Raw genomic sequence first — 24,563 nt, 5'->3', positions numbered from 1 at the left:
GAGATCCATCTTTTTATGAAAGAAAATCCGATTATTATTCCGTAAGTACGTAATAATAATACGGGTACAAAAAAACTACTAATCCTTTGAACTAAAGGTACAGCCGTTGGTAGCTATTACTTTATATCGTTACTGACAAATCTCTTGGACGTTTTTCTCCATGGTAAAAAATCTACTAGCATATCTGGATTTCTGATAAAGTCCATATTTGGTTTTTTTAGGATAAGTAGTTTAGATATTCCGATGGAATAATTGCCATTTATTAGTAGCGATAGATGGTTCACTATGTTCAGTGCTAGGACGCCATTAGATTTTGCGGTTTGGATGATAGTATAGGCTATCGCATTCGCAGTAGCTCCTTTTATACTGATTGAAAAGAGACAGTTTTTACGACCAATCGCTAATGGACGCATCGCTTGTTCAGGCAGATTATTAGAGGCTTCAAGATTGTCATGTTTAGGACTTTTAAATATTGTGCAAGAAACTATTAGTCAAGGTGAAAGAGAAATTACAATTAACACAGCTTGTGTTAAAGGTCAACTAGATAATTGGATGATAACTTTATCTAATTACATCAAGAGGTGATTAGGCTTTTCGTTGTGCAAAAGTTGAGCTATTAATAGACAATGATAAATTTGAAAAAGATAGTAGTGTATGATAAAATATTATATTGTAAAATACTTTTTTAAATGAACACTGTGTTTTAAAAGAATATTGATAGTTAACTCAAATCCTGCTGATAACAACGATTTAGACAATTTAATTATCGACCAATTGCTTAAAATTAGCGGGTGCAATCATCAAAACTTATTTAAAACAGAGTCTAAATGAAAAAAGATAGGGTGGATAAACGAAGTGAAGAAGTTTAAAGATAGTTATTTTTTAATTATAGGATTAGTTTTATGTCTTCTTGTAACGTGGGGCATCTATTACAGAGATCATCATGTTACAAGATTTATAGCCAGTTCTATAGAGAAGCTTAGTATTGATTATGATAGTATTATATTTAGTTTAGAAGAAGAAAAGATTATTAATTCTGAAAGCTTATTTTTAAGTGGATTTGTTTTTAAAGAAGGAGAGAACATTGATTTCTTTCATTCGTATATATTGTTAAAGGAAGAACTGGTTGAGGATTATTTAGTACTCCCAACTAGCATGGTTAAGAGGGAAGATATTGCTCAACAATTTGGAGCGTCAGATGGGTGTAATTATGTAAATAGTGGATTTGAGGCTTCAATTAACTTAAATGAGTTAACTAAAGGTAAACGATATGAAGTAGTTGTTTTATATATGAATAATGATAATTTATTATTACATCCAACGAATATATGGATTGAAATCTAATTAGGGAGAATTTTATGGTTAAAAAAATAAGTAAGAACATTATTTTCTTTATCAAATCAGAATATTTACCATTTGTAATTTTACTAGGGTTAATGTTCCTTTTACATTTATATATCGGTGGAAATACCGGAGATGATACTTTCTTCTCGGCTATTTTAGATAATCAAGGACTATTTGAATTTTTAAATGGAAGATATCATCAATGGGCCTCACGACTCATTATTGAAGCAGCATTAGTTTCAATCTCTCCACATGAGAATTTGTGGCGGGTTATAGATATTTTTATGATTATGTTATTAGTAATTTCGATTTCAAAAATCTTTATTAGAACCAATAAAAAATATCTAAATTCTATTTTGTGTGCTTTATTTTTATGTTATCCATTCATTCATATGTATTCAGCAGGATGGATTGCCACGACATTAAATTATTTATGGCCATTAGCATTTGGGATGTATTCACTAATCCCTTTGAGTAAAATTATCTACGGGGAAAAGATACGAACCTATGAATATATTACTTCTTGCTTAGCTTTATTAATTGCAGCAAATGTCGAGCAAATGGCAGCAATTTTAACGGGTGTATATTTATTATTTGTGATTTATCTCCTGATGAATAAGAAAACGTCTAAATTTATCATCATTCAATTTGTAATTTCTGTGGCATCACTACTATTTATTTTAACATGTCCTGGTAATGCAAATCGCTTAACGAGTGAAATTAAGACATGGTTCCCTGATTTTGAAATGTTAAGTACAACAATGAAAATACAATTAGGCGTTTTAGATACGTTATCACATTTCTTTTTACGAAGTAATATTTTAATGAGCGTTTTCACAGGTATCTTATTGATTAATGTATGGAATAAATGTAAAGTTATGTATAAGCGATTGATTTCTGGTGTTCCATTTATCACTTGTCTGATTTTTGGATGGGGAAGTATGTTATTACAACAACAGTTTCCTTGGTACTCTGAATTATTAGATAGTATTTTAGTGTATAAATATGATATTAATATTTTAAAGATATATTTGGTGATTTTATTTTTATTAATTGTAGTTGTCTGTATTTTATTCTCAATTTACATTATTTTTGGGTTTTCATGGATGACATTATTAAGTTATATTATTTTAGGTGCAGGTTTTGTAGCGAGAGTTATTATGGGATTTTCGCCAACTTTATACGCATCTTCAACAAGAACATATATATTCTTTTATTTTTCGTTAATTATTACAAGTTTATTATTAATAGAAAATTTGAGTCTCACGAATAAAAAAAGATATTTATGTAGTATTTTTTTAGTTGTTGTAGGTGTAGGAGTATATTCATATAATGTCTTAATGCAGATGGTCATGGGAATGTAACTTGTATTAAATAAGTGACAATATTAGATTTAAGGTGGGAAACTTAATGGCTAAAAAGATATCGATTATAGTTCCTTGTTATAATGAAGAAGAAACAGTAAGAACTTTTTATAACGAAGTAAGGAAAGTAGTAGCATCATTAGATTATTATTTTGAAATTGTATATGTTAATGATGGATCTAGAGATCAAACCGTTAATGAAGTATTAAAGCTACGTGAAGAAGATAAGTCTGTGACTTTAATAGATTTTTCTAGAAATTTTGGAAAAGAATCTGCAATTTTAGCAGGATTAGAATATTCAAAAGAAGCTGATGCGGCTGTTGTTATGGATGTTGATTTACAAGATCCGCCAGAATTATTACCTAAGATGATTAAGTACTGGGAACAAGGATTTGATAATATTTCGACTCGTCGAAAAAATAGAGATGGAGAACCACCTATTCGAAGCTTCTTTGCAAATGCTTTTTATAAAATTATTAATGCTATTAGTCATGTAGAGTTTGTTGATGGTGCTCGTGATTATCGTTTGTTAAGTAAACGTGCAGTAAATGATTTAATCTCATTAAAAGAAACAAATCGTTTTTCAAAAGGTTTATTCCAATGGATTGGATACGATGGGGTTTGTATAGAATTTGAACATGTTGATAGAAGTGCAGGAGAAACTAAATGGAACTTCATGAAGTTAGTTAACTATGCTATTGAAGGAATTACTGCTTTTTCAAATACTCCGTTAAGATTAGCGACGTATACAGGTATTATTATTGCATTCATTGCATTTCTCTTTTTACTTTATACGTTTATAAGTACTTTATTATTTGGAAATAATACAGCGGGATGGTCGTCTTTAATCTGTATTTTATTATTCCTAGGAGGCGTTCAATTAATATTCTTAGGAATTATAGGTGAATATATCGGTCGTATTTATAATGAAGTAAAACAACGTCCAGCTTATATTGTGAAAAGTATAATCAATGAACAAGTAGAGGAATAAAATCATGAGGCGTTTAATATTATTTTTTATTTTATTATATTTAAGGGATATGTAGTGTTTCTAGAAATTCTAGTATGTAAGTATTAGGATTTCTATTTTTTTTAATTATTTAGTCTCATGGTTTCAATTTTTAAAAATTATCGTTTGATTTAACCAATATCATTTAGAAATATGAGGAGAGATGAAGCAATGTTATATGCTATGTTCATTACATTAATCATTCAAATGTTAACACTATTCAATTTTTTATTAGGAAATAAATTTTTATTATCATTTGACGGAATTAATCAATATTTACATTTTTATAATGAATTATCGAATATTGTTCAAAATAACGAATCGCTTTTTTGGACTTGGAGACAAGGTGTAGGGGCTAATTTTTTTGGTTCGATGACGTATTATTTATTGAGTCCAGTTATGATTATATTAGCACTAATTTCTAATAAAGAATTAATGCCTTATTTATTCGTAGTAAGCTTTATTATTAAGCAACAAATAGCAGTTGTAGCAATGTATAGTTTACTCAAAAATTTTAAGATAGAGCGCTGGATTTGTATTTTGATTTCACTTTGTTGGGCGTTTAATGCCTATTTCATTCATTACACTAGTAATCCGATGTGGCTAGATATTTTATATTTACTTCCATTAATCTTTTTAGGAATTAATCGAATTAGACAACATAAGAAGTGTTTACTGTTTATTGTGGCAGTTGCTTTAACGGCAATTAGTAATTATTATATCTTTTTCTCAGCTTCGATATTTGTATACTTGTACTTATTTATTAGTTATTTTGTATATGAAAATAAGTTTAGATTTAAAGGGGTGGTGATATACTTTATTAAGATGACGGGATATTACTTAATTGGTGTTGGAATAGCGGCAGTTATCTTGATTCCATCCGTAATGGCAATTAAAGAAAGTCCACGAGGACAAAGTACAATGCTATTAGATACTATCTTTAAGTTAGATTTCTCTATGCTAATAAATTCTTTGAAATCAAGCTTTTTTAATACAAGTACTGATTTTAATGTTGTTTTTGCTCAACAAGCTTTATTATATAGTGGAAGTTTAATGACTATCAGTCTTCCCTTACTATTTACTTCAAAGATTAATATACCAAATAAAATTAGGGTGTTGATAGGAGGAACTTTATTTGTTGAAGTTTTATCGATTATTAGTCCATTTCTCTATCTTGTCTTTCATGGGTTAGCTCAACCTATTTGCTTTCCTTTTAGGTTTATGTATGGATTTATCGCTTTAAACTTAATTATATTAGCGTATATACTCAATTTGCTTTTTAAATCGAATTATAAAATATCGAAGTATTATGTTGTATTTTTAATTTTATATCCGCTTATTCTATTACAAGAAAAAGGAATAGTTATTGTTGCTTTTAATATTTTAATTTTTACTATTTATTATGTATCGGTTAATTATCGAAAAAAATATTTAATATTAGGAATGACAATTGTAGAATTGCTAATTAGTACAACATTAATTTTCAATTATTATTCGGCAAATTATTTATCAAAAGAACAGTATGAACAATGGTTTGAAAATAATGAGGTTGCAAGTTTGATTTCTGATGTGAATAAAATAAAGGAGAATAATTTAGAACGAATTTTTGAAAACTTTGATTTAAATGACTCAGAACGTTTAAGAAATATGGCATTAACCTATAGTTATTCTGGATTGAATACATTTACTTCGACAGATAATGAGTTATATTTAAAATTTCTGAATACATTAACTTTAAATGATAATTCATCGGGAATCGTTAATCTAACAGGGAATTTAATGTCAAATCAAGTGTTAAATGTTAAATATTTAATTTTGAGTAATGAGAGTCCTATTCCATATGGATATGAACTAATAGCAGAACAGTTAAATTATTCATTATATGAGAATAAAAACTATTTAGGTGGAGGTTATCTAGTTTCTAACTTTATTAAAGAATCTACTTTTACTTCATTAAATCAAATGGAAAAAGAGTTAGTGTTAATTAATAATGTAGTTGTTTCTGATAATAGTAATATTGTTGAAAATTATAGTCAAAATATTGCTTATCAGATAATTCAAATAGAAGATATTAAAACAAACTTACAAGAAGTAAGTAATAATCAGATTACGACACAAGAAATTGAAGACCCGTATATTGAATTTACATTAACCCCATTATCTTATTCATCTTCTGAAATTTTTATGTATCTGTCATCTAATAACAAGGTAAAAAAAATAGAGATTATAGATCAAGATCGCACGTATACGGTTAGCTCTGGTGATTTTACACATTCAGTTAGATTAAAAGATATCGGGTGTTATACAAGTACACCGCGTATTAAAGTATATCTTAATGAGGATACTGAATATACGATTAATGAGCTTATATTCTATGAAGTGGACATGCTATCTTATCAAACTGAATTGGATAAGATGAATGCTAGAAGTCTAGATAATATTTCAATGAATAAAAATAAAGTATTAACAGATGTCTTAGTAGATGAAGAGAATTATCTTTATCTTTCAATTCCGTATAGTCAGGGGTGGGAAGCTAACAGTAATGGAAGTAGTTCACAACTTCAATCTGCAAATTTATCTTTTCTTTTATTAGACCTGGAGGAAGGTTTGAATAGAGTAGAATTAACATACTACTCTCCCGGATTCAAAATTGGTACACTCATCTCAATTGTTTCATTGATTATTCTAAATATAACAATGTTTGTTACTAAAAGGAAGAAAGTAAGCACGTAATAATAACACGGATACAAAAAAAGCTACCAATCCTGTAAACTATAAATACAGAGTTGGTAGCTTTTATTTTATATCATTACTGACAAATCACTTGTACGTTTTTTGCCCATGGCAAAAAGTCTACCAGTATGTCTGGATTTCTAATGAAGTCCATATTGGGTAGTTTTTCAAATAAATAGTTAAGATATTTTGATGGATTCAATCCATTGTCTTTAGCAGTTTCGATGATCGGATAAGCCATCGCATTCGCTGCCGCTCCTTTCATACTGGTTGAAAAGAGATAGTTTTTGCGACCAATAGCTAATGGACGAATCGCTTGTTCAGCTAGATTATTCGAGGCTTCAAGATTTCCATCTTCTAAAAAACGTAAAAGCTCTACCTTTTGATTTAAGGCATACGTCACTGCTGTTTGAAGTTTCCCTTTCATCGCATAGAGGGATTCTAGCCACTCAAAAAATTTCTCGATCACTGGTTTAATGATCAGTTGTCGTTGCTTTTGTCGTTCTTCAGGAGAAAGCATCTTAATGGTCTTCTCAAAATGAAAGATTTAATCGCAGTACTTGACTGATTTTTCTGCTTTACCGTTTTTTCCTGGAATCTCGTAAAACTTTCTTCTGACGTGAGCCCAACATCCTATTCCCTACCAGTGGAGGAGACATTTACTTCGTAAATGGCAGGTGACCCACTAAATCAATACTCGGAAGATTTTTATAGCCAGAATAACCATCACAATGAAGGTATCCTTGGAACCCTTCTAAGATCGTTGTTGCGACTGCGCGTTCACGTGTGAGATCCACATGATAGTAAGCAATCGGATAACCTGCATTTTTAATCGTTCGGAATAACCAAACCCTTGCTTGAGAAGTCGCTGGTTTCCCATCCGTTCGATTTAAGATCTGATAGGGCGTTTCATCCGCATGTAAGACTTTATTTTGAATCAACTCATCTTTAAGTCGCTCGTAAATCGGTGATAACCAATTATGTGAAGCAATTATAATTCAATTCAAGAGAGTTTTATCGCTCAAACTCAATCCATATCGCTTCCATTCTGATACTTGTCGATAACAAGAGATACTTAAAACATATTTTTGATGAAAAACTTCAGCTAACACACTGGCCCCGGCAAAGCTTCTTTGAATCGGAGCTTTTGGTGTCTCGGCATAACGAATCGGTTTGTCTTCAATGGATTCATCATGACAACTACAAGCATATGTATAGCTAATGTATCGCTTTTTATATAATCGAGCTGGAATAAAGCAAACTTCTTCACGACTCATCTTTTTCCTATCTGTTTCATTTCATTCCCATAGTGATCACATCGGCAATTATCACCGTGTAATTGAAAATGAATTTCTTTAACGGGTAAGTCTTTGATTAATTCAGATTTTCTTCCTTTTTGTTTTTTACGTCGGTAGGTTATTTCTTCGACGGTTTATTCCTCAGTTGTCTCTGTCTCTTCAAAAAATTTTCTGAATCAAATAGTGAAATTTGTCCCTCAGTTACTTTAGTTTTCTTACTTGAAGAACCAAATAGCTTTTTATTCATGTACTGAATCTTTTTTGTTAATTGGCGAAATTGTTCTAGAAGCTCTTTGTTTTGTTCTGTTAAGTCTTTAACTTGTGAGAATAAGTTTTGTTCAAGTTCTGTCATCAAATTCGCCTACTTTCAAAAGGGTTTATCGTTAGAGCTAGTATACCTAATCTTAGAAAAGATGAAAATAGAAATAAGAGATTTTTCGATAAAATATCTTATTTCTATTAATATAGGCAACCTATTTTAGCTGATTTGATAGCTTTAGGTTGTTGAATGGCTAACCCTTCCAAAAGCCAAATAAGTTGTTGTGAGGTTAACCTCTTGACTTCATCTTGATCTTTTGGCCATTGTAGGTTGCCATTTTCGATACGCTTGTACAATAACATAAATCCATCGCGATTCCAATATAAAGCTTTATAACGATCCTTTTTTCTGCCACAAAACAAGAAGGTGGCATCATGAAATAAGTCTAGATTATATTTATCTGAGACAACACTAGCTAACCCGTCAATCCCACAACGCATATCAGTATGACCACAGACGATGAAGATGTTTTGAACAGTTGTGAAATTAACGAGCATACTTTGACATCTCCGCTAAAACCGCATGTAGGATATGTTTATCGACACCATTGTAGAATGTCAATTCAGCATCCTTGATTTTAAAGTGACACACAGGTGTTTTCCTCTCAATTGCAGAGACTGAATTAGCTTTTAATCGAGAATCATTCAATGAGACTGGGCGATAATAGGATTTTCTTTCATAAAAAATTGACCTCCTAATCTTTGATAGCTCAAGTATATCTCAAAGACCGAGATCAAAATAGACATGTTTATATTACTTGCTTACGATTAATTGCGTTTACCTTTGCGGTTTCAATGATCGTGTAAGCCATCGCATTAGCTGTTGCACCTTTCATACTCGTTGAAAAGAGGTAGTTCTGTCGGCCAATAGCGATTGGACGAATGGCTTGTTCAGCGATATTATTCGAGGTTCCGAGGTTTTCATCTTCTAAAAAACGTAAAAGCTCTACCTTTTGATTTAAGGCATAGATCACGGCTGTTTGAAGTTTTCCTTTCATCGCATAGAAGGATTCTAGCCACTCAAAAAATTCCTCGACCATTTGTTTGAGAAGCGGTTGTTGCTATTTTTGACGTTCTTTCCTGGAATCTCGAAAATGAACCCAACATCCCACTACATCTATGTTCGGAATATTTATATATCCAGAATAACCATTACAATGAAGTTTTCCTTGAAATCCTTCTAAGATAGTCGTTGCGACTGCACGTTCACGTGTCAGATCGGTGTGATAGTAAGTAATCGAATGTTTGGTTTTTTTAATCGTTCGGAATAATCAAAACCTTGCTTGAGAAGCTATTGGTTTACCATCCGCTCGATTTAATGTTTGATAAGGAGTCTCATCTGCATGTAAGACCTTATTTTGGAATAATTCTTTTCTAAGCCGCTCATATCTGAAAGTTTCATGATTTTTTCGAGTAACCTATCACTAAAGGGAAAGTCACTCTTTTAAGAATTTCTTAGGGACTTATCTATAGAATCTAAGCTCATATAACCATATTAACATTATTCAATTAACAAATATAGAGTCAAATTATTATTTAGGAGTTAACGCCCGTGAATGTGCACGTCGTATGAAGATTGGAAAGGATAAAGTCTATCACTATTATCACTTTTTGAAACAAGGATGAACCGTTAAACAAATCTACTCTACTTACAAGTTACAAGCAAAATAAACACCGCTGTGAAAGAAAAGAACGTGTGTTGTCAGAACAGAAGTTAAAGAATATTCATAAGTGATTAGATCAAGGGTGGTCATTAGACGCCATTGCAGGTCGTGATAAACTCATGAATCAAACGGAAAGGGTATCAACTAAAACGTTATATAAGCTTGTTAAGCAAGGAATGATTGATGCCAATAAGTTACATCGAAAGGGAAAGAATAACCCTAAAAGTCATCAAGAAACACGTGGAGAAATTAATAGCTGTAAAACCATCCATGAGCGAGATGAGCAGTATCCTCAGGCATCAACGAACCAAGAATACGGACATTTTGAAGGAGATACCATTGTCGGGAAGAATCGTCAGTCAGCCATTGTGACTTTAGTGGAAAAGAAGAGTAAACACATCGTTCTCTTAAAAGCCAGTCGTAAAAGCCAAGAGGTCAAAGAAGCCATGTTAAATTGGCTGAATGAGCAAATGGAAACTGCCATTAAAACATTCACCTTTGACTGTGAAAAAGAGTTTTCTAAATGGAAAGAAATCAAACAGGAAAGTCAAACACCGATTGAGATTTTCTTTAGTGATCCCGGAGCACCTGGATAACGAGGATTAAATGAGAATTCAAACAGCATGGTTCGACAAGACCTACCTAAATCAACCGGTTTATCGGTTCATTCACAAGAGAGATTAAGCGAAATTGCGATGAAATATAATCGTGTCCCAAGAAAATCTTTAAATAATTACACTCCAGAAGAAATCATGAAAAAAGCAACTGGATTAGACTCGCTCATTCCAATTGCTTAGCTTGTGATAACTAATTGTCTGATTTAAATTGACAATTCAGGTCATGAATAATTCGGGATTAAATAACTTTTTTCTTATTTCTTTAAAGCAAAGCGGACCATAAAGAAGTTGAGAATAATTGCGATTGGAAAAACAAAGATAGGCGCGATTCCGTCTGGAATCCCAATGAAAATAAAGATATTTAGTAAAAACATATGAACAAAATAGTTAATCAAATGTGCACTTGCGAATTTGAATCCATTTTGTGCATTGGCTTCTGTTTTGAATGTGAAGAATGTTGAAGCAAAGAAGTTAAAAATAAAACTAAGAATATAACCAAGTGTATAGGCAAGGTTATAGTTAAAATGAAGGCCATGTTCTAGTGTTAAATAAATTCCATAATGAAGAATAGTCGCTCCAACACCGACAATGACGAATCTAATAAATTCTAATAGTTTTGGATTGTTTTTAATTTTTTCAAGCATATAAGTCTCCCTTTATATAAAGTCATTCTTAACTTATTATAAAATAAAAGATCCTAGATAGCTATAACTAGTGTTACTATCTCAACTTTTTCAGTAAAAAAATCAATTTATGAGGTTGTAAGATAAAGTGTGTAAACTCTTAGAACAGTTACCATTCCCTAGCAGTGGAGGATTTATGCTTCGCATGCTAGGTAACCCATTTCCAATTGTTTCACCTTTTTACGAAGTTGAATCAACTCATTTTCTTCTTCTGAACAGTTATCTTTCTCCTTAAAAGAACCTGTAGAAAGTCCATTTATCGAGTAAAGATGATGAAATATCATATTCACGACTCATATCACATTTACGTTTACCATTTAGATAAAGTTGGACTAATTGATTTTTAAATTCATCTGTATAAGTACGGCGTGGTCTATGGGTTTTAGTTTAGGTCACGTTAAAGCTCCTTTAGCATTTTACATGACTTTAAAAAAACTGTCTAATTAATTGTAACCTATCTAAACCATTCAGACACGACTTGGAGAAACAACTGTGATTGGAATTGAATATAAGATTTTAGCACTTTACGCTAAAGAGTTATCGATACGTGACATTTCTAAAACGTTAGAAGATATTTATGGATTCGAAACTTCTCATGAAATTATTTCTGCTGTCACTGATAAGGTCATCCCACTTATTCAGAAGTGGCAACGGGTCACCTCCCATTTATAAAGTAAATATCTCCTGTGTGCTAGGCATGCACAACAACTAGGTGGTGAAAGTCCACTGTAGGCGTAAACCGAGCGAACTATTAGCCGAAACCAAGGGTATCTATCGAGAGGTAGAATACTTACAGTAGGCTTCGCACTCTGAAGGAAGGTCGAGGCAAACTCTTGGTCCGAGGAATACGGAGCATATTAGGCAGATGATTCTGAGTGAGTTTACAGGACAAAACAAAGCTCAAAATCGGTTCGAAAGAGTAGGGTGTAGATATGACGGATAGATGAGAGGAAAGTGGTTGAGCTTACCCCGAGAGGTCTTACTATAGACCCTATCTGAAGCATGATATGACGAGGGCATATGCAGGGTAGGGGTATCTTGAGGAATCGAAAATGTATAGAGGAAGTCAGCAGAAGTCATAGTACCTATCAACAGGAGGGAAGGACTGAACATTTAGTGACAAGTCACTAAATTATTCGCGATAACACAAGCATTGCAGAAAATGAAGCTAAGTATTAGAGAGATAAAATGGAAGTTTATCAATCTATTAAGAAAGCGCGTAATGTTAAATCCGGCAGAATTAGAAGGAGGCGTCAACATGACAACAGAATATTTACTTGAACAGATGTTAAATCGTCATAACCTAAATCAGGCTTACCTACGAGTTAAAAATAATAAAGGAAGTTATGGTATAGATGGAGATGAGATGACAATAGAAGATGTATTTGAATACCTAAAAGTTAATCGAGATTAACTTAGCTAATCGATAGGACGAGGAACCTATCGCGCTCAACCTGTAAGAAGGGTTGAAATAGATAAACCGGATGGTGGGAAAAGACGATTAGGGATACTAACTGTAGTAGACCGAATCATCCAACAAGCATTAACTTAAGTCCTAACACCACATTTTGAAAAGATATTGTCAGACCACAGCTATGGATTCAGACCCAGAAGAAATCAACATCAAGCTCTCATAAAATTAAAAGAATATGTGGAAGACGGGTATATTTATGTGGTAGATATAGACCTTGAAAAATTCTTTGGCCGTGTAAATCATGACATTTTAATGAGTCGAGTAGCGAGAACTATCAAGGATAAAGGAGTACTGAAGTTAATCCGAGCGTACCTTAATAGTGGCAGTCTGGAGAATGGAGTCGTTGTTAAAGATAAAGAGGGAACGCCGCAAGGAGGACCAATCAGTCCACTACTCAGTAACATGATGTTACATGATTTAGATATGGAACTTGAAAGAAGAGGATTAAGATTTGTGAGATTTGCAGATGATTGTAATAGATATGTCAAATTACCACGAGCAGCAGAACGAGTGATGAAAGGCATCACAGAATTCATCGAAAAGACACTTAAATTAAAAGTGAATCAAGAGGAAAGTCTAGTTGGGCGCTAGACCTTTAATTGATTACAATGAAGGATTAACTCTTCTTGAACGGATGAAGCGATGCTTTCTTTGAGGAGAATGACGAGGTAATCACCTGCTAAAAGTTCGGTATTCCCCCTTGGGATGAGTTCATGACTCCCACGTTTGACGGCAATGAGTAGACATCCATCCGGTAGTGATAAGTCGCGGACGAAACGCCCATCGATATAGGAATTAGTAAAGACTGGGATTTCAATCATGAGTTTGTCCTCTGACGTTTCAAAGGTTTTAGTTCCTTGAAGTTGTCGCGCGAGTAGGTAATCATAAACGGGCTCACTTTTTAAACATTCAGCCACGGTATAGGCGATGAGTGAAATAAGGGATAATGAAAGAAGATGCGTCAATGATCCGGTCATTTCAGTGATTAAGATACTTCCTGTAATAGGTGCACGGACGATGGCGGTAAAATAGCCAGCCATCGCTAAAATGATAAAGTTTTGAATCAAGGTATCGTTGATTAGTCCAAGGTTTGCTGCAACAGTTCCGAAAATCGAACCTGTTAGCGCACCTAAGACCAGGAGTGGAAAGAAGATACCACCGGGTACGCCTGAACCAAAACTAATCATGGAAAAGATAAATTTAACAATTAGTAGAAGTAGTAACATTTTAATCGTAAAAGAACTATGAATGAGGCTTTCAACGAGAGAATGTCCACCTCCTAAAACTTGAGGCAGAATGAATAATAGAAGGCCCGCTAAGATAAAAGGAATGATGGGACGATACTGTTTTTTTATCCAGGCGATTTTATCGTATCCCTCTAATGTGGTTTTAATTGTTTTATTATAAAAGACACCACAAAGCCCCGTTATAATTCCAAGAATAATAATCAGCCAGTAATGATCAAGTGGAATGGCTTCAAGTGTATCAAAGTTAAAAACAGGTTTTAATCCGAAGAAGTTTTTAGAAACGAAGTCGGCGGTTAATGACGCTGACATGGCTGAGATAAAAACGAGTGGTGAAAAGTGCTTATGGATTTCTTCTAATGAGAACAGAACACCAGCTAAGGGAGCATTAAAGGCGGCAGCAAGACCAGCACTAGCCCCACTTGAAATTAAATATTTTTCTTCTGTTTTTGAAAGCTTAGTAAGTTGGCTTAAATATTGAGCTGTGGCTGCTCCAAGTTGAATCGAAGGCCCCTCTCTTCCGACAGAAAGACCTGCTCCAATACATAGTGTTCCCCCGATGAATTTTCTGATTAGAACAGATAATGGGTTCATCTTTAGTTTGTTAGCGAGAACCCCCTCTACTTGTGGAATTCCACTTCCACAAATCATGGGATCTTTCATCATCAGTTTCCCAACGAATAGAGCAACGAGAATGAGAAGGATGAACCAGCTAATGGTATACCAGATGGAATTTTGTGATGAAAAGAGGAGTTGTCTAACCTGTTCGGCTTTCTCTAAAATCAGTCGATATAAGACGACAACAAGACCTGAAACTAACCCGACGATCATCCCCTCAAGAGCGAGTTTAAGTTTGAGTTGTCGAAGTTGTGTTAATAAGGTTGAAATTGAATTCATATACTTTCCCCCAATCTGAGTGCATTATAGTCTGTTTACTACAATAATTCAAGGTATTGGGTAAAAATTAGAAAATTATGAATGGGTATAACTTATCTTTTTTCACAAATAATAGGATAAATGCCGAAAAAAAGTGGGTGAAAATGAGATGGATATTTTTAAAATCTTTAAAGGAAAAAAGAATACGAAAGAACCGGTTCCTGAAAAAGAACCCCAACGAATTTATCCAAGTTTGGAACAAAATTTAACATTAATTAAAGAAAAGTTAGGGAATGCCAATGATTTATTGATTCGAAAGCTTCATTTACAAGGTGCTGATGATGTTGCTGTTGCCGTTTTAGGGATCGATGGATTAATTGATACGAATCAAGCGGAGCAATTTATTGTTCATGTTTTAGCTATTGATTTGTCGTTAGTTGAAGATTCAAAGACGCGTTCATGTGGTGTTTTTCAATCGATTTTTGAGTCTCGTATTAGTATGATAGATGCACAGTGTGCGCAAAGTTTTGACGATTTATATACAAATTTATTAAATGGACATATCATCGTCTTAGTTGACGGGGTCGACCAGTTAATGATGTTTGATTGTAAAGGATGGCAAATGCGCTCCATTAGTGAACCCCAAACGGAACAGTCGTTATATGGTCCGAAAGATTGTTTTGTGGAGACGATTCGCACGAATACGGCGACGCTTCGTCGTCGGATTAAAGATCCTAATCTTCGTTTTGACGCTCATGTGGTCGGAACGGTGACACAGACCGATGTTTTTGTGGCTTATATTGAAGGAATTGCAAATCCTGAACTTGTTCAGACCGTGAATAAGCGAATTAAAAGCTTAGATATTGATGGATTGGTTGATTCGGGTCAATTAATGCAACTCATTGAAGATCACCACTTAACTATCTTTCCTCGTTTGACTCAAACAGAGCGTCCAGATAAAGTAACAGCTGCCCTTATGCAAGGAAGTGTGGCCATCTTATTCGATGGATCTCCTTTTGTGACGGTTGGACCTGCTTATTTTATTACGATGTTTCAGATTACAGATGATTATTATTCACGGCCTTTGATTGCAACATTAACTCGAATCCTTCGTTATGCTTCTTTTTTATTGGTTATTTTAGTCCCCGGTTTATATGTTGCGATTTCTACTTATCATCAAGAGATGATTCCAACGGTCTTACTCATCACCATTATTAATCAGCGGAGTTCAAATCCGTTTCCAACCTATATTGAAACCTTGGTTATCTTAGTCCTCTTTGAGATTATTCGAGAGGCCGCGTTACGTAAACCAAATGTGGTAGGGGATTCAATGACCATCGTTGGATCCTTAATTATTGGACAGACGATTGTTGAGGCAGGGCTTGTTTCTTATATGGTTATCATTATTGTTTCGATTACTTCGATTGCAGGCTTTATTTTATCAAGTAGTCGTCTGAATAATGCGACTCGAATTTTAACATTTATCTTTTTATTTTTAGGAGCAACGTTTGGTCTTTATGGAATTACGATTGGATTTATTATGCTTATTCTTCATTTAGCCTCATTGACGACACTTGATCAACCTTATCTAGCACCGATTGCACCGTTTAATTTACATGATCAGGAGGATCAATTTTTAAGATTACCTTTTTCATGGATGAAATATCGCCCTAAAATTTTTAAAACGGGTAATCGAACGCGTCATAATATGAAAAATCCAGTAAGGAAGGAGGAGTAGGGATGAAGCGATGGCTATTTTTAATGAGTGTTTTAGTTTGTTTAAGTGGTTGCGCCCATAAAGTTGAAATGAGTCAATTAGGAATTGTGTCAGGATTTGGAATCGATAAAATTGAGGATCGATATCGTCTAACGGCTCAAGTCGTTAATCCGAGTTCAATTGCTGGAAATCAACATGATACCCTTTCTATTTTTTCTGTTTCAGCTGAAGGTGAAACATTATATGATGCGTATCGTGAATTAAATACGTTGACTTCTAAAGTCCTCTATCTTCCTCATTTAAGCGTGATTGTACTAGACGAAGAAATTGCGAAAGATGGGATTAATACCGTGTTAGATTTCGTTTTACGTAATGTCGCGATTCGCCCCAATATTACAGTGGCGATTGCCAATAATGCTCCGGCGGCAGATATTTTACATGTTTTAATACCGAGTGATCAAATTCCCATTACTCAATTAGATTCATTATCAAATATGTGCGTAAAATGTACAGGAAGACAGGTAAATTATAACCTTTATCAAGTGAGTGAGCGAGTTAATACTGAAGGAGATAATATTGTCCTAAATAGTGTTGCGATTATAGGAGATGGAATCTCACAAGGTGAAAAAATAGAAAATATTTTACAAGTAGAGCCGTCTACTCAATTACAAATCGATTCATTGGCTGCTTTTAAAAGTGATAAATTGGTCGGTTATTTAGATAGTGAGGAAGCTCAGTACTATAATCTTTTAGTGGGGAATAGTAAGCGTTATGTGTTAAATACAGTCATAGATGAGACATATAAAGTCGCTTATGAAGCACGGGACACAAAAGTTGAGATTAAACCGAATCTTGATGAAAAGAAAGTGAAAGTCGAATGTAAGGTTGAAGGAATTTTAATGGAAAATGAATATCCCATTAATTTAATGAAACCTGATAATATCAACACGTTACAAACTTATTTAGAAGAGGCTCTAAAACAAGATTTAATGAATCTTATTTCGAAGACACAGCATGAACTTCAATCTGATATTTTAGGTGTTGGAAGTAAGATTCATCAAAAAGATCCTAAAAAATGGGCAGCGGTTAATGGCTATTGGGAAGAAATTTATCCAACGCTTGAATTTGAGGTTGATGTGAAAATCGAGATTAATTCGGTTGGAGATATTGCTAATTTAAAAGATTAGAAAGGAGAGTCTGTTATGAAAACATCACGGATTAGTTTAAATCAATTTTTAACTTTACTTGTTTTGTTTTTATCTAGTAGTGCATCACTTGTTAATGTGGGACGTTTTTCAGGACGCGATGTTTGGATTGTCATTTTAATTAGTACTGTTTTTGGTGGTCTCTTATTTACTATTTATTATCGAATTAGTAAATTACATGGGTTTCAATCGTTGACAGAAATTATTAGGGATCTTTTTGGAAAATGGATAGGTGGGTTAATTATTCTTGCTTATATGGGGTATTTCTTGTTTTTAGCGACGGGGTTATTGAAAAGTACGTCTGATATGATTAAGGCAACCACCATGATTGATGCTAATCTAACGCTTGTGATTACACTTTTAATGATTCCAATTGTCTATGGACTGATCCTTGGGGTGAATGTCATTGGTCGCTCTTCAGAGTTGTTGTTTTATGTCGTTTGTATTTGTTTTATCCCATTATTAATTGCCGTTTTTACATCAGATATCTTTAAATTTGAAAATTTATTACCGGTTCTTGAAAAAGGATTGTTTGCCTTAAAAACAGATATTTATACGATGAGTTTATTTCCATATGGTGAAGCCATTACCTTTTTATTTATTTTTCCATTAATTCCAAATGATAAAAAAGGAAAAATCTTGAAATATGGCTATGTAGCAATTGTTATGGCGATGGTTATTTTACTTGGAATTGATGTCATGAATATTGGAATTTTAGGAGCTGATTTAACAAAAAACTTCGTTTATCCTTTCTTTAATGCAATGAAAATGGTTGGAGTTAGTGTTCTTTTTGAACGAGTTGATCCATTATCTATTATTATTTTAATGACAACCTGTTTTTTTAAGATCAGTATTTATTGTTATGCAGGACTTTCTTGTTTAGAAAAAATCGTTGTTCGTTTTAACTATCGTCAATTAGCTATTCCTATTGGAATTTTGTTAATTTTTGGAGCAACAAAGATTAGTTCTAATCGGATTGAAAATATTTACCGTGTAATTATTCAGAATCCTAAAGGGCTTCTCCCTATTTTCCAATTAGCTATTCCAGGATTAATCTGGATTATGAGTGAGTTTAAGTATCGTAAACATCCGAAAGACGTAAAAACTGAGGCTAGTAATTAGCCTCAGTTTTTACTATTTACGGTCGTAGGCCGTTTCTGAAAGACGATCAATTTCTGACCAAGCCAATGAGATGTATTGTTGAGCGAGTTTTTCATTTTCCGCATTTGCATCTAATAACACTTGGCGATCTTGTAAAGTTTCTGCTTTAAAGACTTCATATTCTGCTGTTTTGTATTCAACATTGTAGTGATAAGCCTTTACAACATAGTCTTGAAGCGTTGCGACTTCTTCAGTTGGTCGTTTTAGTGATTCAATAGCATTCATTTCATTCGTTGTTTGTTTTAATAGATTATGTCGGATTGAAAGTTGAGCTGTTTCAGCTTCTGTTCCCGCTACAGAATATACTTGCGTTAAGTTAGAGTCGAGTAGTGACACTGTGTCTTCAAGGGCTTTTACTTTTTCATACATATAATCTACAAAGTCTTGCTGCGTGGCGAATGTTTTTTCTGTTGAATTGGTGGTTTCTGTTTGTTGATTTGAATCATTTGGTTGTGAATTGTTTTCTTCCGTACTTGGATTAGAGACCGTGTTAGTGTTCGTTCCGGTATTGGTTGTGATGGATAGACTTTGTAGCGATTGAGGTGTTGAGATAGTTTTTGGACTTGTATTATTGGAGCAACCGGATAAACTCATGATCACTAATCCTAAAATTAGGCATACATTTTTCATAATTTTCACCTCAGTTATCAGTATGTTCCATTGTATTCATGAAGGTAGAGGTTCATACGAAAAGGAGGTGCATTTAGTTTATCTTTTGTTCGTCATTAACCGTAAATTTTGTCCATTTTGAAAGATATTTAGATTTTTGAATCAGAGTTAGGCGAGGTAAGTAGTCAACGCCTCCGTAATAATCGCGTTTTAAGATATAGTTCACTTGTAATCCAATCATGATGGCATAGCCTAAAATATAGAGCCAAAAGAGAAGGATAATAATGACTGAGAGGCTCCCATAGAACTTATTATAATTGGCGATGTAATTGACATAGAAACTAAACCCAATTGAGGCGACACTCCACCCAACGGCTGTTACTAAAGCACCGGGTATAATTTCATGAATTTTAATTTTAATGGTTGGTGCGAGGTAGAACAGGAGGACAAAGAAGGAGAAATAGGAAATGAAACTGATCGTTGATCGAAGGGTATTAAGGAGAATAATCATGTATGAATCGACTTGAATATTTAGAAGGTGAAGGATGAGTGAGATGATAGCTTGACCAAATAAAGCGAGGATGATAGTAACCACGAGAAGTAAAATCATAAAACAAAGCATCATAAATGAAAAGATACGTTCAAGATAGGCGAATTTCATGAGGGGAACTTGATAGGTCGTGTTAGCAGCTATCGAAATCCCGTAAAAACCTTTTGAAATGAGCCAAAAGAAAGAGATGGCGGTCAGTAGAACAAATAAAGTTCCCGATTGAGGAGCAGAGGTTGTATCAAAAAGATAGAGTAAAAGTTGTTGAACTTCTTGTGGCGCATAGGCTGTAATCAAATACTTCACGAGATCGGTATTTAAAGAGAGATAAGTTCCGAGCTGAACAATGACGACGAGTAGCGGGACGATGGCCATAATTAAGTTGAATGCAATTTGTTCAGGTAAGGCTTTAATCTCTCGATGATTCATTTGTTCTTTTACTTTTTTGATAAAGGTTAAGCTAAAAACATGTTGCATAATTGGTCCCTCCCAACTAAGGTTTTTAATTTATGATATGTCGTCAGTTTAAGGGACATACCATGATTAATAAATGGTTTTATGTTGTTTATGTATATTTTACACAAAACTCGACAAATTATTAGTGATAATTCTTTTATAATGAGAGGTGAACAACATGAATCGACATTTTAGTTGGAAGTTGACTGTTCTAACGTTCCTCTTATGCTTTATCTCAGTTTGTCACGCAGAGGCGAAAGATATAGGCTGGGGTATCCCAAAAGGTGAGAATCATGAGCAACCATGGCCGGGTCAAGAGTTTGATGATATTATTCGTCAAAATGATGCTTATTATATTGGTCCCGCCGATCAAAAAATGATTTATTTAACATTTGATTGTGGTTATGAAAATGGAAATACACCCTTAATTTTAGATGTTTTAAAAGAACATCAAGTGCCAGCTTTATTCTTTGTGACGGGACATTTCATGGAACAAAATCCGGAACTTGTGAAACGAATGGCAGATGAGGGACATATCGTCGGCAATCATACGTGGCATCACCCAGATTTAGCGAAAGTCAACAAAGAAAAATTTAATGAAGAATTACAATTAGTTGAAGATAAATATAAAGAGATTACGGGCCAAGAGATGGTTCGTTACTTAAGACCACCTGAAGGACATTTTAATCAACAAATGTTAGATTGGGCGAAAGAGCGTGGCTATTATACAATTTTATGGTCTTTAGCCTATATGGACTGGGATGTGAATAAACAAAAAGGTGCGGATTATGCGTATAATCAAATTTTAGCACGTATGCATCCGGGTGCCATTGTGTTAATGCACAGTATCTCAAGTGATAATGCAGAATGTTTAAATAAGTTAATTCCTGAACTTCGAAATGAAGGGTATGAGTTTAAGTCACTGCAATATTTAATGACACAAGATAGTCCGGTGATTATTGAATAATTGGTTATAATTTGTAGAAAAAAGTGATGTAAACGTTACAAGGACACTGAAAGAACACGTTTAATTCATTTTTTGTACATAACTTTGTGCCATAATAACTATGGATGAAAATGATAATAAATTTTCTCCCCCTTTGATTTTCTTATTCATTATGTTTTCTCACTCCCAAACGGATCGTGTTCCCCCACGACCGTTTAACCAAACCTCGAGAGTTCCCCCTCTCGAGGTTTATTTTTTGTTTGTTCAGCTATTTTTGTAGAGCAAAAATTTAGCTGAACTATACTCCGCGCTTGGCGGAGTTGTCTGCTTAAGTGAAGAGATAATTTCGGATTTTCGAAATTATCTCTTTTTTTCTAGGTTGTGGTTAAAAGTTTGATTATTTCTTTAGACATTCATCAGGTAGCTATATAGATAAAAGATGACTAAATTATAATAATATAAATGAGGCATTTATTTTCGATGATGTGCTTTTAATGGGCATTGCATATGATAAGTGGTTTCACCACTTATCATCCCATGATAGACTCCCTCGTTAAATTGCCTCATTTTATTTATTATTATCATAATTTCTAGGAAAAATGAATTTTGAATCAACCTTTTACTTTGTGGCTAGTGCTTATTAAGACTTCTACTAGTAATAATATAAAAAAATATGAGAGGAAAATCTCTTTTCTAAGTTAAATGGTTTTGGGAGAAGTAAGTATTCATTTAGTGGGAAGAAATTAGGTATAACCATTAAAGGTGAACTGTATAAAATGACTTTAATAGGATGATAATCATCCCACAGTTATTATCGAAGTCCCCATAAAAATGGCCTGGATTTTAGAAGATAATTTATTAATATTTAAAATAGAGTCTTCACCAAAAATGGTGCTTGACTTGGTTCAACTAAGAAATTAACTCTAATGGTTCATCATTAGTAATGATAAAATACTGAAATTCTAAATCTGTGATTCAGCTATTTGTATCAACTTTTTTGTCAAGAACCAATTCTGGTGTTGAGCCTTAAAATAATGAAAAAATTTTCGCATTTTTGTTTAGGATTTTGAATGGGTGCCTATAATGAGGGTGTGTAGAGATAACCTCCCAAGTTAATAGTCTTTCATGGTGGGACTATACTTTGAGTTTGTACTTGAAGTTCTCTATTTACCAATACAGAAGTCTTATGTATTTATCATCTTGATGCTAAATACATATAATGTAGACTTTCTTCTCCAATTCTCTCAACCTCTCTTTAATATAGAAAAAAGGAACTAAGATGCAGTTTCCCCTCTGCACTTAGTTCCTTTTGTTATCTATAATTATTTTTTCCACCTTTGATTTTGTTTTGGAAGCGACCTTATTCTTGGATAGCTTCCGATTTGTTTTGTGATTTTGCATAAAAGATTGTAGCGATGAAGCCAATGATGATGATGAGATAGGCAATCATTAAACTTTCAGTCATTCCAAATGCGATGTATGCGAGTGAAGCGATACAAGCTGATAAAAGGGCGTATGGTAACTGAGAGTTAAAGTGAGCACCTAAATCACAACCTGATCCTGTTGCTGATAAAAGGGTTGTATCTGAAATAGGTGAGGCATGATCTCCAAAGATAGCACCTGATAAAACAGCAGCCATCACTGGAATCATTAAATTCATATCAATCGCCGCTGCGACTGAACCAGCAATTGGAAGTAAGATTCCAAATGATCCCCATGACGTTCCTGTTGCGAAAGCCATGAAGCTTGCGACAATGAACATTACAACTGGGATGAAGTTTGGATTAATGTTCGCTGATGTAATGACAGAGGCTAAGTAGCCACCCGCATCTAACGCACTAACTAACTCACAAATTGCCCATGCTAATAATAAAACGATAATGGCTCCAACCATTGACTTCATTCCTGAGAAGAAGGCTTTGACATATTGGTTCTGCGTGACTTCACCACTTATAACATGACGATATGCCATTGCCATTGAGACGATTAATCCCGCTGCTCCACCAAAGCGAAGCGCTGTTGATAGGTTGATGTTATCTAAGATTGCAAAGAATAAGTTGAAGTCTGATGCGCTATTCATTGCGCCTACATAGCCAGTATATACCATCGTTAACATAGTCACGACGATTAAGGTCAAGATCGGGACGATTAAATCCCATACTGTTCCTTTTGATGACTCTACGTCGCCTCCGTGAGCGTTTGCCACTTCAGCACTCGTAAGAGAACTATCATTCCCATTGACCGTATCCGTCTCGTATTTTTTCATGAGTCCAAGATTTAAATTGTATTTAATGACAATGAAGACCATGATAACTGAGACAATCACATAGAAATGATAAGGAATCGTCATTAAGAAAGCAGAGAACGTATTGTACGTCGCACCTGTACTTGCAAAAATAACTGCCATCGATCCCATCACTCCAGTCGCCCAACTTGAAATCGGTGAGATCACACAGATTGGTGCTGACGTTGAATCGACAATGTAAGCTAGTCGTGCTCGTGAAATTTTTTGTTGCTGAGCTAACGGTTTTGAGACATTTCCGACAACTAGGGCATTAAAGTAGTCATCGACAAAAATTAAAATTCCTAAAATGGCAGACGTATATTGAACGCCTTCGCGCGTTTTGACGCGTTTGATAATCGCTTTTGTAAACGCAGACGCTCCGCCTGATAAGACGATGTAAGCTGTAATGGCGCCAAGTGCAAGTAAGAAGAAAACAATCGACAGGTTCCAATCATTTAAAAAGCCGATTAATCCATCTTTTTCAAAAATAAGTCCACTAAACGTTGATCCAAGCGTTTCAACCGTTTGAATGAGATTGAAATTGGCTAAAATAAAGGCAGCCGAGATGGCACCAATCCCGAGTGATAATACGACACGGCGCGTAAAAATAACAAGGGCAATCGTAAGTAGTGCCGGAATTAACGCATAAATGGTTCCAATCATATAAATCCTCTCCTCAATTGTTAGTGCAATTGAATAAGAAGCTGTTCTTTTGATAAAGAAAAAAGAGCCATGCAGAGTTAAACTCATACATGGCTCTAAAAAGTCTAAGGTTGTTAGACGATAGATGACAAGTATTATTTAACTCTCCGATCATTAGTCCTCCACTACAATTGTAGTGACAGTGTTAAATTTATTCAACATAACACCAGCACAAGTTTGGTTGACACAAACAAGACTTCGGCGTGGACACCTTTTAGAATTTGTCATCGACGTCACTCTCGAAATTCCTACTCATTGGACACGCACCTCTAACTCATCAAAGAGAACAAGAGACATATTCAATTAAGCCTA

Annotated in this window: 19 protein-coding genes, 6 pseudogenes and 1 riboswitch; of the genes and pseudogenes, 13 read left to right on the top strand and 12 right to left on the bottom strand. The window is 34.1% G+C overall.

All coding sequences use genetic code 11. The features are described from left to right. Positions 1–116 precede the first annotated feature (116 nt). Positions 117–473 (bottom strand): IS66 family transposase, encoded by a 357-nt coding sequence (locus tag J0J69_RS13505; protein WP_370456893.1) that lies wholly within the window; start codon positions 471–473, stop codon positions 117–119. A gap of 382 nt (positions 474–855) precedes the next feature. Between J0J69_RS13505 and J0J69_RS06155 the strand changes: the two genes are divergently transcribed. The 4 genes from J0J69_RS06155 to J0J69_RS06140 all read left to right on the top strand — a co-directional run bounded on the left by J0J69_RS06155 (position 856) and on the right by J0J69_RS06140 (position 6,450). Further along, positions 856–1,344, top strand: a complete 489-nt coding sequence (locus tag J0J69_RS06155; RefSeq protein WP_212725808.1) for a hypothetical protein — start codon at positions 856–858, stop codon at positions 1,342–1,344. 14 nt (positions 1,345–1,358) lie between these two features. Next, the gene (locus tag J0J69_RS06150) at positions 1,359–2,708 is read left to right on the top strand and encodes a DUF6056 family protein (protein WP_212725807.1); all 1,350 of its coding nucleotides are present in this window, start codon (positions 1,359–1,361) and stop codon (positions 2,706–2,708) included. A 46-nt stretch (positions 2,709–2,754) separates the two neighbouring features. After that, positions 2,755–3,699, top strand: coding sequence for a glycosyltransferase family 2 protein (locus J0J69_RS06145; protein ID WP_212725806.1), 945 nt, complete (start codon positions 2,755–2,757; stop codon positions 3,697–3,699). A gap of 189 nt (positions 3,700–3,888) precedes the next feature. Continuing rightward, positions 3,889–6,450 (top strand): YfhO family protein, encoded by a 2,562-nt coding sequence (locus tag J0J69_RS06140; protein ID WP_212725805.1) that lies wholly within the window; start codon positions 3,889–3,891, stop codon positions 6,448–6,450. A 76-nt stretch (positions 6,451–6,526) separates the two neighbouring features. Here J0J69_RS06140 and J0J69_RS06135 read toward each other — a convergent pair whose 3' ends face one another. The 5 genes and pseudogenes from J0J69_RS06135 to J0J69_RS06115 all read right to left on the bottom strand — a co-directional run bounded on the left by J0J69_RS06135 (position 6,527) and on the right by J0J69_RS06115 (position 9,325). Continuing rightward, a complete protein-coding gene (locus tag J0J69_RS06135; protein ID WP_305888115.1) occupies positions 6,527–6,997 on the bottom strand; it encodes an IS66 family transposase in 471 nt (156 codons plus the stop codon). Positions 6,998–7,109: 112 nt separating this feature from the next. Beyond that, positions 7,110–7,727: pseudogene (locus tag J0J69_RS06130) on the bottom strand (IS66 family transposase). 139 nt (positions 7,728–7,866) lie between these two features. Next, the gene (locus J0J69_RS06125; protein ID WP_212725802.1) at positions 7,867–8,100 is read right to left on the bottom strand and encodes a hypothetical protein; all 234 of its coding nucleotides are present in this window, start codon (positions 8,098–8,100) and stop codon (positions 7,867–7,869) included. Between the two features lie 107 nt (positions 8,101–8,207). Beyond that, the gene (gene tnpB, locus J0J69_RS06120) at positions 8,208–8,564 is read right to left on the bottom strand and encodes an IS66 family insertion sequence element accessory protein TnpB (RefSeq protein ID WP_212725801.1); all 357 of its coding nucleotides are present in this window, start codon (positions 8,562–8,564) and stop codon (positions 8,208–8,210) included. A gap of 251 nt (positions 8,565–8,815) precedes the next feature. Further along, positions 8,816–9,325: pseudogene (locus J0J69_RS06115) on the bottom strand (IS66 family transposase). Positions 9,326–9,813: 488 nt separating this feature from the next. Here J0J69_RS06115 and J0J69_RS06110 point away from each other — a divergent pair. After that, a pseudogene (locus tag J0J69_RS06110) lies at positions 9,814–10,326 on the top strand (IS30 family transposase); the annotation flags it as partial. Between the two features lie 27 nt (positions 10,327–10,353). Continuing rightward, positions 10,354–10,527: a hypothetical protein gene (locus J0J69_RS06105; RefSeq protein ID WP_212725799.1), complete on the top strand. Its 174-nt coding sequence runs from the start codon at positions 10,354–10,356 to the stop codon at positions 10,525–10,527. 74 nt (positions 10,528–10,601) lie between these two features. On the opposite strand, the gene J0J69_RS06100 is transcribed toward J0J69_RS06105, so the two are convergent. Next, complete coding sequence (locus J0J69_RS06100) at positions 10,602–10,991, bottom strand: GtrA family protein (protein ID WP_212725798.1); 390 nt, start codon at positions 10,989–10,991, stop codon at positions 10,602–10,604. A 197-nt stretch (positions 10,992–11,188) separates the two neighbouring features. Beyond that, a pseudogene (locus tag J0J69_RS06095) lies at positions 11,189–11,405 on the bottom strand (transposase); the annotation flags it as partial. 87 nt (positions 11,406–11,492) lie between these two features. Between J0J69_RS06095 and J0J69_RS06090 the strand changes: the two are divergent. The 3 genes and pseudogenes from J0J69_RS06090 to J0J69_RS06080 all read left to right on the top strand — a co-directional run. After that, positions 11,493–11,684, top strand: a pseudogene (locus J0J69_RS06090) (transposase); the annotation flags it as partial. Between the two features lie 568 nt (positions 11,685–12,252). Beyond that, entirely contained in the window at positions 12,253–12,444 is a 192-nt protein-coding gene (locus tag J0J69_RS06085) for a hypothetical protein (RefSeq protein ID WP_256637939.1), read from the top strand. A gap of 153 nt (positions 12,445–12,597) precedes the next feature. Beyond that, a pseudogene (locus J0J69_RS06080) lies at positions 12,598–13,095 on the top strand (reverse transcriptase domain-containing protein); the annotation flags it as partial. Here J0J69_RS06080 and J0J69_RS06075 read toward each other — a convergent pair. After that, on the bottom strand, positions 13,092–14,645 hold the full coding sequence (locus tag J0J69_RS06075; RefSeq protein ID WP_212725794.1) for a ClC family H(+)/Cl(-) exchange transporter: 1,554 nt from the start codon (positions 14,643–14,645) through the stop codon (positions 13,092–13,094). The pseudogene J0J69_RS06080 and the gene J0J69_RS06075 overlap by 4 nt on opposite strands. Before the next feature lie 148 nt (positions 14,646–14,793). On the opposite strand from J0J69_RS06075, the gene J0J69_RS06070 reads away from it, so the two are divergent. From J0J69_RS06070 to J0J69_RS06060, 3 genes are read left to right on the top strand one after another with little or no spacing between them, the layout of a single operon-like run. Continuing rightward, complete coding sequence (locus tag J0J69_RS06070; protein WP_212724991.1) at positions 14,794–16,362, top strand: spore germination protein; 1,569 nt, start codon at positions 14,794–14,796, stop codon at positions 16,360–16,362. A gap of 2 nt (positions 16,363–16,364) precedes the next feature. Continuing rightward, positions 16,365–17,528, top strand: coding sequence for a Ger(x)C family spore germination protein (locus J0J69_RS06065; protein WP_212724992.1), 1,164 nt, complete (start codon positions 16,365–16,367; stop codon positions 17,526–17,528). A 15-nt stretch (positions 17,529–17,543) separates the two neighbouring features. Beyond that, positions 17,544–18,668, top strand: coding sequence for a GerAB/ArcD/ProY family transporter (locus tag J0J69_RS06060; protein ID WP_212724993.1), 1,125 nt, complete (start codon positions 17,544–17,546; stop codon positions 18,666–18,668). A gap of 12 nt (positions 18,669–18,680) precedes the next feature. Here J0J69_RS06060 and J0J69_RS06055 read toward each other — a convergent pair whose 3' ends face one another. Beyond that, positions 18,681–19,337 (bottom strand): hypothetical protein, encoded by a 657-nt coding sequence (locus J0J69_RS06055; protein ID WP_212724994.1) that lies wholly within the window; start codon positions 19,335–19,337, stop codon positions 18,681–18,683. Between the two features lie 73 nt (positions 19,338–19,410). Beyond that, positions 19,411–20,340 (bottom strand): YihY/virulence factor BrkB family protein, encoded by a 930-nt coding sequence (locus J0J69_RS06050; protein WP_212725793.1) that lies wholly within the window; start codon positions 20,338–20,340, stop codon positions 19,411–19,413. 157 nt (positions 20,341–20,497) lie between these two features. Here J0J69_RS06050 and pdaA point away from each other — a divergent pair, with 157 nt between their 5' ends. Further along, complete coding sequence (gene pdaA / locus J0J69_RS06045; RefSeq protein WP_055277085.1) at positions 20,498–21,286, top strand: delta-lactam-biosynthetic de-N-acetylase; 789 nt, start codon at positions 20,498–20,500, stop codon at positions 21,284–21,286. Positions 21,287–22,625: 1,339 nt separating this feature from the next. On the opposite strand, the gene J0J69_RS06040 is transcribed toward pdaA, so the two are convergent. Beyond that, positions 22,626–24,212 carry a Na+/H+ antiporter NhaC family protein gene (locus tag J0J69_RS06040; protein ID WP_212725792.1) on the bottom strand — a complete coding sequence of 529 codons (1,587 nt, stop codon included), beginning with the start codon at positions 24,210–24,212 and terminating at the stop codon, positions 22,626–22,628. A 146-nt stretch (positions 24,213–24,358) separates the two neighbouring features. Then, positions 24,359–24,531: riboswitch (Lysine riboswitch) on the bottom strand. Between the last annotated feature and the right edge of the window lie 32 nt (positions 24,532–24,563).

It is taken from the genome of Turicibacter bilis (assembly GCF_024499055.1).
Lineage (GTDB): Bacteria > Bacillota_I > Bacilli_A > MOL361 > Turicibacteraceae > Turicibacter > Turicibacter bilis.
The sequence above is the reverse complement of the archived record's forward strand: the minus strand, read 5'-3'. Positions and strand labels throughout refer to the sequence as shown.